This window comes from Rhizobium sp. RU20A (genome assembly GCF_900155885.1).
In the GTDB taxonomy this organism is placed as follows: domain Bacteria; phylum Pseudomonadota; class Alphaproteobacteria; order Rhizobiales; family Rhizobiaceae; genus RU20A.
Window position 1 is genome coordinate 319972 of the sequence record NZ_FTMB01000003.1, and the last position, 13803, is coordinate 333774.

A 13803-nucleotide genomic window follows, 5' to 3' on the forward strand; every position below is an offset into this window, starting at 1 on the left:
CTGGCTTCCCGTGGCGATCGGAGGTCGCGGCCGCCGCGTAAGGCGGCCGGAGCGTGTCAGCCGATGACTTCCGTTTCGAAACTGTGGGGCAGCAGGTCGGAGAGGGCAAGGGTCTTGCGGATGCCCGTCTCGTCACAAAGGAAAATGCGGGTGCTGGCGCCGGAAAATTCGGCCAGCCGCTGGCGGCAGCCGCCGCAGGGCGGGCAGAGCGCCAGCTTCTCGGCAATCACCGCCACTGCCTGGATCTCGCGTTGACCGGCCATGACCATATGGCTGATGGCCGTCGTTTCCGCACACCAGCCCTCGGGAAAGGAGAGGTTTTCAATATTGGCGCCGGTGTAGATCTTCCCGTCGCCGGCCCGGATGGCGGCGCCGACAGGGAATTTCGAATAGGGGGCGTGGGCCTTGCCCATGGCGTCGCGCGCGGCTTCGAAGAGCTCGTTGTCCATGTCTCAGCGTTCCTTCACGTAAGGGATACCGCCGGCCTTGGGCGGAATGGCCTTGCCGATGAAGCCGGCAAGCAGGATGACAGTGAGGATGTAGGGCAGCGCCTGCATCAATTGAACCGGCACCTGGCCGATCAGCGGCAGCGGATTGCCCTGCAGGCGGATGGCCAGCGCATCGAGGAAGCCGAAGAGCAGGCAGGCGAGCATGATGTTGACCGGGCGCCACTTGGCGAAGATCAGGGCGGCAAGCGCGATATAGCCCTTGCCGGCCGTCATGCCCTTCACGAAGCCGGCCGTCATGGCGAGCGACAGATAGGCGCCGGCAAAACCGCAGAGGATGCCGCAGCAGATGACGGCGCGGTAGCGCAGCCAGATGACGGAGATGCCGGCGGTATCGACGGCGCCCGGATTTTCTCCGACCGCGCGCAGGCGCAGGCCGAAGCGTGTGCGGTAGAGCACCCACCAGCTGATCGGCACCATCGCGAAGGCGAGGTAGGTCAAAAGGAAGTGACCGGACAGCAGGTCTGCATAGATGGGGCCGAGGATCGGTACATCGCGCACGGAGTCGGCAAAGGGCAGGTCGATGGTGGAGAAGCGGGCGCCATCGGCCAGTGCCGGCGTGCGGCCACCCTGGCGGAACCAGGCTTCGCCGAGAATGACGGTGGATCCGGCGACGATAAAGTTGATGGCAACGCCCGAGACGATCTGGCTGCCGCGCTGGGTGATGGAGGCATAGCCATGCACCAGCGAGAGCAGGACCGAGATGAGGATGGCGGCCAGAAGCCCCATCCAGACCGAGCCCGTGACAGCCGCCACGGCACCGGCGGCAAAGGCGCCGCCGAGCATCTTTCCTTCGAGCCCGATGTCGAAGACGCCCGCACGCTCGGTGAAGAGACCCGCGAGCGCCGCGAAGATCAGCGGCACGGAGACGCGGATCGTTGATTCCAGCAGCACGACGAGGGTGTGGAACAGGTCCATGTCAGGCTCCCTTGCTCTGGGTAACGGCGGCGCGACGACCCGCAAAACCGGCAAGGGCTGCGGTGATGGCCGGGCGGAACATATTTTCCAGCGCGCCGGCAAAGAGGATGACGAGGCCCTGAATGATCACGATCATGTCGCGCGAGATGGTCGGCATTTCGAAGGCGATCTCGGCGCCGCCCTGATAGAGCATGCCGAACAGGATCGAGGCCGGGATGATGCCGAAGGGGTGCGAACGGCCCATCAGCGCCACGGCGATCCCGACGAAGCCGGCGCCCTGCACGAAATCAAGCTGCATGCGGAACTGCTCGCCCATGATCGGGTTCAGCGCCATCATGCCGGCGAGGCCACCGGAAATCATCATGGCGATGATGGTGATGCGGCTTTCACTGATACCGGCATAGCGCGCCGCACCCGGGCTGTGGCCCATGACGCGCATTTCATAGCCGAGCTTGGTGCGCCAGATCAGCACCCAGACGCCGAAGGCGGCAACGAGCGCCAGCAGGAACGAGACGTTGAAGGGGGCATTGCCGATATTGAGGCCGAAAATGCCGAGCAGCCAGTCGAGCTTCGGCAACTGGCCGCCTTCGGCAAAGGTGCGCGTCTGCGGCGCCATGGAGCCGAGCGGCTTCAAGACGCGCGTCAGCAGATAGACCATCAGGCTCGAGGCGATGAAATTGAACATGATGGTGGTGATGACGATGTGGCTGCCGCGTTTGGCCTGCAGCCAGCCCGGCAGGAAAGCCCAGGCGGCACCGAAAGCAATGGAGCCGACAAGCGCGATCGGGAAGACCACGAACCACGGCAGCGTCTGGTCGAAATACAGACAGGCGAGCGCGACGCCGATGCCGCCGATGTAGGCCTGTCCCTCGCCGCCGATGTTGAAGAGGCCGGCATGGAAGGCGACGGCGACGGCAAGGCCGGTGAAGATGAAGGTCGTGGCATAGTAGAGGGTGAAGCCGATATATTCGCCGCGGCCGAAGGCGCCGTTGACGAGGTGATAGGCGGCCTCCAGCGGATTTTCGCCGACGAGCAGGACCACAAGGCCGGCAACGAAGAAGGCAACGATCAGATTGACCAGCGGGATCAGGCCGTATTCGGCCCAGTTCGGCAGCTTGGCATAGGGATTGCTCATTCGGCAGCCTCCTTAGGCCCTTCGACACCGGCCATCAGCAGGCCAAGTTCCCCTTCAGAGGCATCAGGCAGACGCTCGCCCACCACGCGTCCCGCGAACATGACGAGGATGCGGTCCGACAAAGCGCGGATTTCATCGAGCTCCACCGAAACCAGCAGCACGGCGACGCCCTGGTCGCGCATTTCGATGATGCGCTTGTGGATGAATTCGATGGCGCCGACATCCACGCCGCGGGTCGGCTGGCCGATGATCAGCACATCCGGCCCGCGCTCCATCTCGCGCGCCAGCACGATCTTCTGCTGGTTGCCACCGGAAAAATTGGCGGTCTTCAGGCGCGGGTTCGGCGGGCGGATATCATAGCGGGCGATCTTTTCTTCCGCTTCGGCGCGAATGGCGTCCACGTTCAAGAGCACGCCGTTGCGGTATTTCGGATTGTTGTGGTAGCCGAGAATGGCGTTTTCGCTTTCCTCGAACTTCAGCACGAGACCGACATGGTGGCGGTCCTCCGGCACGTGGGCGAGGCCGCGACGGCGCAGCTCGGCGGGATCGAGGGTGCCCGTAACCTCCACCGGCTTGCCGTTCAGCGTCATCGTGCCGGATACGGCGCGACGCATGCCGGCGATCGCCTCCAGGAGTTCCGACTGCCCGTTGCCCGCGACACCGGCGATGCCGACGATCTCGCCGGCCTTGAGGTCGAGCGAGACAGTGTCGACCATCGTCACGCCGCGCCCGTCCTTGACGGTCAGGTTGCGCAGGGAAAGCCGCGTTGCGCCGGGCTTTGCCTCACCCTTTTCCACGCGCAGCAGCACGCGGCGGCCGACCATGAGTTCGGCCAGCTCTTCCACCGAGGTTTGGCTCGTCTGGCGCGTCGCGACCATTTCGCCGCGGCGCATGACGGAGACCTCATCGGTGATCGCCATGATCTCACGCAGCTTGTGGGTGATCAGCAGCACCGTTTTGCCCTCGGCCTTCAGCTGCGCGAGGATGCGGAACAGGTGATCGGCCTCGGCGGGGGTCAGAACGCCGGTCGGCTCGTCGAGGATGAGGATATCGGCCTTGCGATATAGGGCTTTGAGGATTTCGACGCGCTGCTGGATGCCGACGGGCAGCTCTTCGATCAGCGCATCGGGATCGACTTCCAGCCCGTATTCGCTCTCCAGCCGCTTCAGCTCGATACGGGCCTTGGAGATGCTGGAATTGAGGATCTGGCTCTCTTCGGCACCGAGCATGATGTTTTCGAGCACGGAGAAATTCTCGACCAGCATGAAGTGCTGGTGCACCATGCCGATGCCGGCGGCGATGGCGGCATTGGTGTCGCGGATGGCGACCGGCTTGCCGTCCACGATGATCTCGCCCCGGTCGGCCTGGTAAAAGCCGTAGAGGATCGACATGAGCGTCGACTTACCGGCGCCGTTCTCGCCGATAATGCCGTGGATGGAGCCCTTACGGACTTTCAGATTGATATCGCGATTGGCATGGACGAGGCCGAAGCTCTTGTCGATGCCCCTGAGCTCGATGGCAAGATCGCTCATTGTGCCGTCATGATCCCCGTTTTATCTTTTGCCCGGATCAGGATTGCAGACGCGCTCCGCCCGGAATTTTTACCATTTGGTATAACTTTGACGCCGAATTTCGCAAGCTGAAATCCTGCGGCACCCGTCCATCGGCCTTGCACGCTCCAGTCTTTCTAATGAAGCGCCCGGAGTAAAGCCCTGTTCGGCTGCCATCGTCCCGTCACGCACGATTGCAAACATGATCCTTGCACTCCAGGGACCTGTTCTCCATACGACAAGTACCGTCGTGCAGTTTTGGAAGAATGTCGCAGACAGGCTGCACAGTCTCGCGACAAGGCCCTAAGATCGCCGGCAAAACAGACATCAGGGGTCGCGTTCCATGGCAGAATTTCCTCAGAAGGCCAAAGTCGTCATCATCGGGCTCGGCGGCATCGTCGGCGCCTCCATTGCCCATCATCTGATCGAGCGCGGCTGGGACGACATTGTCGGCATCGACAAGTCGGGCATCCCGACCGATATCGGCTCCACCGCCCATGCTTCGGACTTCTGCTACACGACCAGCCATGACTACCTCTCGGTCTGGACGACGCAGTACTCGATCGATTTCTACGAGAAGATGGGGCACTACGCCCGCATCGGTGGCCTTGAAGTTGCCCGGACCGGCGACGAGACCTGGATGGAAGAGATCAAGCGCAAGCTGTCTTCCGCCCGCGCCTTCGGCACCCGCGCCCACTATGTTTCCCCGGCCGAGATCAAGGAAAAGTTCCCGCTGATCGAGGAAGACCAGGTGATGGGCGGCCTCTTCGATCCCGACGCCGGCCTCGTCATTCCGCGCTCGCAGACCGTTGCCGGCAAGCTGGTGGATGCCGCCGAGAAGACGGGCAAACTGCAGATGTTCGGCAACACGCCGGCCAAGTCGCTCATCGTCGAGGGCGGCCGCATCAAGGGTGTCGTCACGCATCGCGGCACGATCATGGCCGATCACGTCATCGTCTGCGCCGGCCTCTGGGGGCGCCTGATCGCCGAAATGGTCGGCGAAGACCTTCCGGTCATGCCGGTCGATCACCCGCTGACCTTCTTCGGCCCGTACAACGAATTCGAAGGCACCGGCAAGGAAATCGGCTATCCGCTTTTGCGCGACCAGGGCAACTCCGCCTATATGCGCGACACGGGCGACCCGAAGACCACCGAAGGCGGCCAGATCGAGTGGGGCTATTACGAGCAGCACAATCCGCGCATGTGCCATCCGCGCGAACTGCTGGAAAAGCACGAAGCGCGCTTGTCCCCCTCGCAGCGTGACCTCGACATGGAGCAGATCCTCGAGCCGCTCGAAAAGGCGATGGAACTGACGCCCATCCTCGGCGAGCTTGGCTATAACGAGAGCCACTCCTTCAACGGCCTCTTGCAGGTCTCCGCAGCCGGTGGTCCTTCCTGCGGCGAAAGCCAGAAGGTGCGGGGCCTGTGGTACTGCGTCGCCATCTGGGTCAAGGACGGTCCCGGCTACGGCAAGCTGATCGCCGACTGGATGACGGACGGCCGCACTGAGATCGATCACAACTCGATCGACTATGCCCGCTTCTACCCGCACCAGCTGACGGAAGAGTTCATTGCCGGCCGCTGCTACGAAGCGGCCCAGAAGATCTACTTCCCGGCCGTTCACACCCGCGAGCCCTATGCATCGGGTCGCGGTGCCAAGCGCTCGCCGATGTATGAGCGCGAAGTGGAGCTTGGCGGCTACTTCATGGAACTCGGCGGCTGGGAGCGTGCCCATGGCTACGCGGCCAACGAGCATCTCCTCGAAAAGTACGGCGACCGCGTGCCGGTGCGCGAAAACGAGTGGGACAACCGCCATTTCTGGCGCGTTTCCAATGCCGAGCATCTGGCGATGAGCGAGGATTGTGGCATCGTCAACCTCTCGCATTTCCACATGGTGGACATTGAAGGCCCTGACCATGTCGAGCTGCTCGAATGGCTGTGCGCGGCCAAGATCGGCGGCGATGCCAATATCGGCAAGGGTATCTACACCCACTTCCTCGACGACGAGGGCATGGTGCGCGCCGACTTCACCGTCTTCCGCATGGCCGATCGCTGCCGTCTGGTGAACGGTGCGGATGCCGGCCCGCGCGACTTCCACTACATGAAGCGCGTTGCCGAAGACCGTGGTCTCGACGTCACCATCACCGACGTTTCGGAAAAGTTCATCACCATCGGCATCTGGGGCCCGAATGCCCGCGAGACGCTGAAGAAGGTGGTGGCCGATCCAGCCGGCCTCGACATCGAGAACTTTCCCTTTGCCGCCATCAAACAGATCGAGATCGCCGGCAAGTCCGTCGCGGCCTTCCGCATTTCCTATGTGGGCGAACAGGGCTGGGAACTGCACATGAAGTACGAAGACGGCCTTGCCGTCTGGGATGCGCTGCGCTCCACCGGCGTCATGGCCTTCGGCGTCGAGACTTATGCCAACTCGCGCCGCATGGAAAAGAGCCTGCGCCTCCAGAACGGCGACCTGCTGACCCAGTACAACCTCATCGAGGCGGATCTCGCCCGCCCGAAGGTCAAGGAAGCCGACTTCCGCGGCAAGGCCAAGCATCTCGAATACAAGGCCCGCCCGCACCAGCCGGCCATGCTCTGCACGCTCGTGATGACCGAGAACACCGACAGCCAGGGCGTCAAGCGCTATCCGGTCGGCTCCATGCCGGTGGTCGATCCCGACACGGGCGAGGTGCTTGTCGACAGCCTCGGCCGCCGCTCCTACACGACCTCGGTCGCCTTCGGCCCGACGATCGGCAAGAACATTGCGCTCGCCTACCTGCCGCACGACTACTGCCAGGTCGGCCGCAAGCTGAATGTCGAATATTTTGCCGAGAGCTACCCGGTGGAAGTCGCCGCCGTCGGCTACAAGCCGCTCTACGACCCCGAAAACCTCAAGCCGCGCAGCTGATGCGCGGTTTGAACGACGAGGTATAAGGAACCCGCCGCTGAAAGGCCGGCGGGTTTTTCTTGGGCTCAAGGCTGACAATTTACGCAAAAACTGCTATCAAATCGCACATTTCCTTGCACAATTCTCATCATCCTTGCTCTTTCGGCCGGAAACGCGCGCAGGGTATTCTCTGACGATATCGCCAGAGGAGAGCCCCGCATGTTCATTGCCCCGTCCGAAAAAGCCCTCGTGCCCTTTGTCAGCGTCGAGAACATGATGCGGTTGGTGCACGCAATCGGCATCGAGACGGTTCTGAGAGAACTGACGGATGTGATCGAGGCGGATTTTGCGCGCTGGGAGCTGTTCGACAAGACGCCGCGCGTTGCCTCGCATTCGCGGGAAGGCGTGATCGAGCTGATGCCGACGTCGGATGGCGAGATCTATGCGTTCAAATATGTGAATGGCCATCCGAAGAACATGGCCCAGGGCCTGCAGACCGTCACCGCCTTCGGCCTCTTGGCGGAAGTCTCGACCGGCTATCCGGTGTTGCTGACGGAAATGACGCTGCTGACGGCGCTGCGCACCGCCGCCACCTCCGCCATGGCCGCCCGGCATCTGGCCCCGAAGGGGGCGCGGGTCATGGCGATGATCGGCAATGGCGCGCAGGCGGAATTCCAGGCGCTCGCCATGAAGGCGGTGCTGGGCGTCGATACTGTGCGCCTCTACGACATCGACCGCCGCGCCACGGATAAAGCGGTGCGCAACCTTGCCGGCACAGGCATCACGGCTATTGCCTGCGCCTCGCCGGAGGCCGCGATCGAGGGTGCGCAGATCATCACGACCTGCACGGCCGACAAGCAGTATGCGACGATCCTGACGGACAACATGGTCGGCGCCGGCGTCCACATCAATGCCATTGGCGGCGACTGCCCCGGCAAGACGGAACTGCACCGCGACATTCTGCTGCGCGCCGATACCTTCGTGGAATATCCGCCGCAGACCCGCATCGAAGGCGAGATTCAGCAGATGCCAGCCGATTTTCCGGTGACCGAACTCTGGCAGATCATCACCGGAAAGGCCTTAGGGCGGCGCGACGACGCCCAGATCACCCTCTTCGACAGCGTCGGCTTCGCCATCGAGGACTTTTCGGCGCTGCGCTACATTCGCGATCGGCTGACCGGCACGGATTTCTTCCAGAATCTCGACATCATCGCCGACCCCGACGATCCGCGCGACCTCTTTGGCATGTTCCAGCGAGCAGGCTGACTCACGGGTCAGGCGCGCGGGAAGACGGATGCGCGCTTGACCGTGCCATAGGCAAAGCTCGTATCGATCGAAGCGATGCCCTCGATGCGGTGCAGGCGCGAGCGGACGAATTCCTCGTAGTCCTGAAGGCTGGTGACGAGCACACGCAGCAGATAGTCGGCATCTCCCGTCATCACATAGCAGTCGATGATGGCGTCGATGTCGCGGACCTTCTGTTCGAAGGTCGCGACAGCCGCCTGGTTGTGGCGCTCCAGCCGGATGCGCACGAAAGCCGTGACCGGCAGCCCATAGGCGCGCTCATCCACCAGCGCCGTATAGCCGGTGATGATGCCCTTCTCCTCCAGGATGCGCACGCGGCGCAGGCAGGGCGAGGGAGAAAGGTTCACCTTTTCGGAAAGGTCCTGGATGCTGAGCCGGCCATCCCTCTGGAGAGCCGAAACGATCTGCCGGTCCTTTTCATCCATTGCGCCGCCTTTCTTGACAGAATCTGTCAATAATCATCCAATCCATGGCTGAAATAGCAGGAAACGGCTTTTACCTCCATGGCATTTTGCCCCTGTCAGTTCACGAGGCGGGATCACACGATGGCGATGGCGGCAGCAAATGATGCAGCGGGCAATGGCGGCCGCTCCCTGGATGTCACCGGCGCCATTGCCATGACGACGGCCGTTCTGATCTGGGCCGGGTTCGCCCTGTCGGTGCGCAGCATGGGGGCCTCGCCGCTGGCAACCGCCGATATCGCCCTGATCCGCTTCGGTGTACCGAGCCTTCTCCTGCTTCCGTTCCTGCCCTCGCGCCTTGCGATTTTCCGGCGCCTGCGGATGACCGATGCGCTGATGGTGCTGGTCGGCGCGGGCCTGCCCTTCTTCTGGATCGCGGCGGCGGGCGGACGCGAGACATCGACGGCGCATGTCAGCGCGCTCGTTGCCGGCACCGTGCCGTTGTCGGTCGCAATCCTTTACTTCCTCATGGGCAAGGGCCTGCCGGCCCGGCGGCAGATGGCGGGGCTGGCCGCGATCATCCTCGGCGTCGCCGTGCTGTCCGTCGCCCAGCCGGCGGTGGCGTCCGGCCATGTCTGGCGTGGCTGCGGCCTGCTGCTGCTCGCAAGCCTGCTGTGGGGCGCCTATACGATCGCGCTGCGCCGCTCGGCGCTCGATCCGGTCAGCTCGGCTCTGCTGCTGGCCGTGCCGTGCTTCCTTATGCTCGTGGTGCTGATGGCGACGGGCGCGGTCGAGACCCATCTCGGCGCCTTCACCTTTCATGATGCCCTGCCCTTCATCCTGCTGCAGGGCATCGGCGTCGGCATCGTTTCCAGCATGGCCTATGCTGTCGCCGTTTCGCGGCTCGGGCCGACACGCAGCACCGTTTTCGGTGCAATGGCCCCCGCGTTGGCAACCGTAGAAGCGGTGCCGCTGCTCGGCGAGAGCCTGACGCTGCCGATCGCGCTTGGTGTCGCCGCCATCACGCTCGGCGTCATCCACGCCAACCGGCGATAGGCCGTCGCCGAGCCTGCATTGCCGGCCCGCTCTGCGATCTGTCGAACGGCAGGCCTTGAGGCGAAAACCGTGACTCCGTCCCAGACAGCGGGAAACCGGAAGGCCACGCGCATCACCAGGATTGCCCATCTGCCACAGACGGAAAAGCCGCGGCCTTGCGATGCTTTCAGGCTTGCTGTCAAGGCGGACACTATCGTAGCACTGGTCGAGGGGTAGGCTTGTGGCGTCAACTGAGCGATCCGGAAAGGCCGATCATGAAACCGCGCATCCGCCCGCAGGACTGGTACAGCCTGCGTCATCTCGACGATGACGTGACGTTCATCAGCGAGCCCTATATCCAGGAATTTTATCGCTGCAACATCTGGCATGTGCGCGGGCGCGATCAGGACATGCTCGTCGACAGCGGCATGGGCGTCGTCTCGCTGCGCGAATGGGTGCCGCTCGTGAGCGAGCGCGCGCTGATCGCCGTGGCCAGCCATACGCATTTCGACCATATCGGCTGCCACCACGAATTTGCGTGCCGGGCCGTGCATGCGGCGGAGGCCGATCTTCTTTCCCATCCGACCCGCGCCAATACGCTGGCCGACCCCTATGTTACCGACGAGATCTTCGACGCGCTGCCGCCCGAGCCCTATTGCTCGGCCTGCTATCAGGTCAAGGGAGCGCCGGCGACGCGGATCCTGGAGGATAGCGACGTTATCGATCTCGGCGACCGGCAGTTCGAGGTGGTCCACACGCCTGGCCATTCGCCGGGCGGTATCGCACTTTACGAACGTGCGAGCGGGATCCTGTTTTCCGGCGATATCCTTTACGATGGCCCGCTGATCGAGGACACCTATCATTCGAATGCAGCAGACTACGTCGCTTCGATGGAGCGCCTGCTGACGCTGCCGGTGCGTGTCGTCCATGGTGGCCATTTTCAGAGCTTTGACGGCGGGCGATACCGGGACCTCATCACCGGTTGGCTCGATGCCAAGACCAACCCGATCCGACAGGAGTGAAGCATGCTCGACAAGCGCAAATTCTACATCAACGGCGAATGGGTCGACCCGATCACGCCGAACGACCTTACGGTCCTCAATCCCGCCACGGAACAGGCGATCGCGGTCATCTCGATGGGCAGCGCCGCCGATATCGACCGCGCCGTCGCCGCCGCCAAGACGGCCTTCGCGACCTACGGCCGTATGCCGATCGATGAGCGCATTGCTCTCCTCGAAGCGCTGCTGGCGATCTACACGCGCCGTTACGACGAGATGGCACAAACGATCACGCTCGAACTCGGCGCCCCCATCACCATGAGTACCGATCAGCAGGCCCACGTGGGCATCGGCCATCTCGAAGGCTTCATCGATGCGCTAAAGCGCATGAAGATGCGCGAGACGCTGCCGAATGGCGACATCGTGCTGCGCGAGCCGATCGGCGTGTGCGGCCTGATCACGCCGTGGAACTGGCCGATCAACCAGATTGCCCTGAAGGTGGTCCCGGCGCTTGCGACAGGGTCTACCTGCATCCTGAAGCCGTCTGAATTCACGCCGTTGAATGCCCTGCTCTACGCGGAAATGATCCACGAAGCGGGTTTCCCGGCCGGCACCTTCAATCTCGTCAATGGCGATGGTGTTCATGTCGGCGCGGCGCTGTCGAAGCATATCGATGTCGACATGATGTCGTTTACCGGTTCGACCCGCGCCGGCACGGCGGTCAGCAAGGACGCCGCCGATACTGTCAAGCGCGTCACGCTGGAACTTGGCGGCAAGTCGCCGAACATCGTTTTCGAGGATGCCGACCTTGAGGAGCGCATCACCGGCAGCGTTCTCGAATGCTTCAACAATTCCGGTCAGTCCTGCGACGCACCGACCCGTCTCCTCGTCCAGCGCTCGGTCTATGATCGGGCCGTGGAAATTGCCCGCCGCGTCGGCGCCACGGTCAAGGTTGGGGACCCGCAGGAGCCGGGCGATCATATCGGCCCGCTGGTCAGCGACATCCAGTATGGACGCGTGCAGGCGCTCATCGAAGCCGGCATCGCCGAGGGTGCCGAGCTTCTGGTCGGCGGTCCGGGCAAACCGGAGGGGTTCGAAGCCGGCTACTATGTGAAGCCGACGATCTTTGTCGGCGTCAACAACGGGATGCGGATCGCCCGCGAGGAAGTCTTCGGCCCGGTTCTGGCCATCCTTCCCTTCGATGCCGAGGAAGACGCGATCTCAATTGCCAACGACACCAATTACGGGCTTGCCGCCTACGTCCAGTCCGGCGATCTCGACCGCGCCGAGCGTGTCGCAACCCGCCTTCGTGCCGGCATGGTGCACATCAACGGCGCACCCCACCGTTACGGCAGCCCGTTCGGCGGCTACAAGCAGTCAGGTAACGGCCGTGAAGGCGGGCTGTTCGGGCTGGAAGATTTTCTCGAGGTAAAAACCATCCACAGACCGGACGCAGCGTAGGGGCAAATCGCGCTCACGGTTGCCCGACCGCTCCCAAAGACTCCCGCCACGCGTGTCGCTTGACACCGTCACGCGCGGGAAAACTCTTCGGCATGCCTTTCCGGCCACCACGACTGTGCACGGCAACCCACCGACCTTCGTCCAGTCCCCGCATTCCGCCACGGTCTTCGCCGGGTCAGAGATCGTGGCCGTTGCTATCAGACTTGCTGTTTCTGACCTGAGACCCGACTTCCCTCCAGTTTTCGGGAGAGTCTTGGGTTTTCAATCTGGCCTCATGCGGCCTGCTTTTCCATAGCCATTTTCATTGCGAACTCGCTGGGAGTGATATTGCCCAGCGACGAGTGCGGCCTGTTTCTGTTGTAGTCCTCCTTCCATGCAGTGATGGCGGTGCGGGCCTGGGTGAGCGTCGAGAACAGCGTCTCGTTCAGGCATTCGTCACGGAAGCTGCCATTGAAGCTTTCGACGAAGCCGTTTTGCATCGGCTTGCCGGGAGCGATGTAGTGCCATTCGACCTTTGTCTCCTGGCACCATTTGAGGATGGCCATGCTGGTCATCTCCGTGCCGTTGTCCGAGACAATCGTCCTCGGTTTTCCGCGTTTGGCGATGAGACTGTCCAACTCGCGGGCAAGCCTTGCACCCGACAGGGAGGTATCGGCGACCAGGCACAGGCATTCACGGGTGAAGTCGTCAACGACGGCCAGAACACGGAACCGGCGGCCGTCGGTGAAGGCATCACTGACGAAGTCCAGGCTCCAGCGCTCGCCCGGACGCGACGGCAGAGCCAAAGGACGTCTCGTCCCCAAGGCTCGCTTTCTGCCACCACGCTTGCGCACCTTGCTTCTCCTCCCGATAGAGACGTCGAAGCTTCTTCAGGTTCATGACGATCCCCTGCCGGTCGAGCATCACGTGGATACGGCGATAACCGAAGCGGCGTCGTTCAGATGCTACCTTCTTCATCGCCTCACGAATGGCCGCATCGTCAGGCCGCACACTGCGATATCGCATGCTCGACCGATCCACCGACAGAACCTCGCACGCCCGACGCTGGCTCACTCCATGCTGCGCACAGACGTGAGCCACCGCATCCCGCTTCACATCGGGCGTCACCATTTTTTTGCAGCGACATCCTTCAGAATCGCATTGTCCAGCATGGCCTCGGCGAGCAGCTTCTTCAGTTTGGCATTCTCGTCTTCGAGCGCCTTCAGCCGGCGGGCATCCGACACGTCCATGCCGCCATACTTCGCCTTGTATTTGTAGAAAGTTGCATCCGAGATGCCGTGCTTGCGGCAGACATCAACCGTCTTCGCACCCGCCTCCTGCTCCTTCAATATCCCGATGATCTGTTCTTCCGTGAACCGTGAACGCTTCATCCATCCGTCTCCTCGATGTGACGGACTCTACCAAATTCTGGAGGAAGTTCAGGGTCTCAGGTCACTCAGGTCACAGACTCCGGTTTCGGGCGCCCAGAAACGCAAAAAGCCCCACGAGGGGGGCTTTTGTGGATCGCAGGGATCGTTGGTTGCGGGGGCAGGATTTGAACCTGCGGCCTTCAGGTTATGAGCCTGACGAGCTACCGGGCTGCTCCACCCCGCGCCAAGCGCGTTTGGTTT

At 62.7% G+C, this 13803-nt stretch carries 10 protein-coding genes, 1 tRNA gene and 1 pseudogene; 5 read left to right on the forward strand and 7 right to left on the reverse strand.

What is annotated here, in order from left to right:
- Positions 1–56: 56 nt before the first annotated feature.
- Genes F3H41_RS12015 through F3H41_RS12030 form a run of 4 tightly spaced genes read right to left on the reverse strand, consistent with a single transcriptional unit; the run spans position 57 to position 4091 of the window.
- Positions 57–449, reverse strand: a complete 393-nt coding sequence (locus F3H41_RS12015) for a cytidine deaminase (protein ID WP_149738908.1) — start codon at positions 447–449, stop codon at positions 57–59.
- 3 nt (positions 450–452) lie between these two features.
- The gene (locus F3H41_RS12020; protein WP_149738909.1) at positions 453–1424 is read right to left on the reverse strand and encodes an ABC transporter permease; all 972 of its coding nucleotides are present in this window, start codon (positions 1422–1424) and stop codon (positions 453–455) included.
- A 1-nt stretch (position 1425) separates the two neighbouring features.
- The gene (locus F3H41_RS12025; protein ID WP_149738910.1) at positions 1426–2559 is read right to left on the reverse strand and encodes an ABC transporter permease; all 1134 of its coding nucleotides are present in this window, start codon (positions 2557–2559) and stop codon (positions 1426–1428) included.
- On the reverse strand, positions 2556–4091 hold the full coding sequence (locus F3H41_RS12030) for an ABC transporter ATP-binding protein (protein ID WP_149738911.1): 1536 nt from the start codon (positions 4089–4091) through the stop codon (positions 2556–2558). The genes F3H41_RS12025 and F3H41_RS12030 overlap by 4 nt, the downstream gene beginning before the upstream one ends.
- Positions 4092–4452: 361 nt before the next feature.
- On the opposite strand from F3H41_RS12030, the gene F3H41_RS12035 reads away from it, so the two are divergent.
- Both F3H41_RS12035 and F3H41_RS12040 read left to right on the forward strand, forming a co-directional pair.
- Positions 4453–7014, forward strand: a complete 2562-nt coding sequence (locus F3H41_RS12035; protein ID WP_149738912.1) for an FAD-dependent oxidoreductase — start codon at positions 4453–4455, stop codon at positions 7012–7014.
- A 198-nt stretch (positions 7015–7212) separates the two neighbouring features.
- Positions 7213–8259 (forward strand): ornithine cyclodeaminase, encoded by a 1047-nt coding sequence (locus F3H41_RS12040; protein ID WP_149738913.1) that lies wholly within the window; start codon positions 7213–7215, stop codon positions 8257–8259.
- An 8-nt stretch (positions 8260–8267) separates the two neighbouring features.
- Here F3H41_RS12040 and F3H41_RS12045 read toward each other — a convergent pair whose 3' ends face one another.
- Complete coding sequence (locus F3H41_RS12045; protein WP_149738914.1) at positions 8268–8723, reverse strand: Lrp/AsnC family transcriptional regulator; 456 nt, start codon at positions 8721–8723, stop codon at positions 8268–8270.
- A 126-nt stretch (positions 8724–8849) separates the two neighbouring features.
- Here F3H41_RS12045 and F3H41_RS12050 point away from each other — a divergent pair, with 126 nt between their 5' ends.
- The 3 genes from F3H41_RS12050 (at position 8850) to F3H41_RS12060 (ending at position 12193) form a co-directional block, all read left to right on the forward strand.
- On the forward strand, positions 8850–9755 hold the full coding sequence (locus F3H41_RS12050; RefSeq protein WP_188129439.1) for a DMT family transporter: 906 nt from the start codon (positions 8850–8852) through the stop codon (positions 9753–9755).
- A 254-nt stretch (positions 9756–10009) separates the two neighbouring features.
- Positions 10010–10756: an MBL fold metallo-hydrolase gene (locus tag F3H41_RS12055; protein WP_149738915.1), complete on the forward strand. Its 747-nt coding sequence runs from the start codon at positions 10010–10012 to the stop codon at positions 10754–10756.
- Positions 10757–10759: 3 nt separating this feature from the next.
- Positions 10760–12193 carry an aldehyde dehydrogenase family protein gene (locus F3H41_RS12060; protein ID WP_149738916.1) on the forward strand — a complete coding sequence of 478 codons (1434 nt, stop codon included), beginning with the start codon at positions 10760–10762 and terminating at the stop codon, positions 12191–12193.
- 272 nt (positions 12194–12465) lie between these two features.
- Here F3H41_RS12060 and F3H41_RS12065 read toward each other — a convergent pair.
- Positions 12466–13563: pseudogene (locus F3H41_RS12065) on the reverse strand (IS3 family transposase).
- Between the two features lie 146 nt (positions 13564–13709).
- Positions 13710–13786 (reverse strand) — tRNA-Met (locus F3H41_RS12070).
- Positions 13787–13803: the final 17 nt, after the last annotated feature.

Excerpts from the sequence above, each read along its gene's own strand:
- F3H41_RS12015 (WP_149738908.1), bottom strand. The coding sequence starts at position 449 with ATGGACAACGAGCTCTTCGAAGCCGCGCGCGACGCCATGGGCAAGGCC.
- F3H41_RS12050 (WP_188129439.1), top strand. The coding sequence starts at position 8,850 with ATGGCGGCAGCAAATGATGCAGCGGGCAATGGCGGCCGCTCCCTGGAT.
- F3H41_RS12025 (WP_149738910.1), bottom strand. The coding sequence starts at position 2,559 with ATGAGCAATCCCTATGCCAAGCTGCCGAACTGGGCCGAATACGGCCTG.
- F3H41_RS12020 (WP_149738909.1), bottom strand. The coding sequence starts at position 1,424 with ATGGACCTGTTCCACACCCTCGTCGTGCTGCTGGAATCAACGATCCGC.
- F3H41_RS12045 (WP_149738914.1), bottom strand. The coding sequence starts at position 8,723 with ATGGATGAAAAGGACCGGCAGATCGTTTCGGCTCTCCAGAGGGATGGC.
- F3H41_RS12035 (WP_149738912.1), top strand. The coding sequence starts at position 4,453 with ATGGCAGAATTTCCTCAGAAGGCCAAAGTCGTCATCATCGGGCTCGGC.
- F3H41_RS12055 (WP_149738915.1), top strand. The coding sequence starts at position 10,010 with ATGAAACCGCGCATCCGCCCGCAGGACTGGTACAGCCTGCGTCATCTC.
- F3H41_RS12040 (WP_149738913.1), top strand. The coding sequence starts at position 7,213 with ATGTTCATTGCCCCGTCCGAAAAAGCCCTCGTGCCCTTTGTCAGCGTC.
- F3H41_RS12030 (WP_149738911.1), bottom strand. The coding sequence starts at position 4,091 with ATGAGCGATCTTGCCATCGAGCTCAGGGGCATCGACAAGAGCTTCGGC.
- F3H41_RS12060 (WP_149738916.1), top strand. The coding sequence starts at position 10,760 with ATGCTCGACAAGCGCAAATTCTACATCAACGGCGAATGGGTCGACCCG.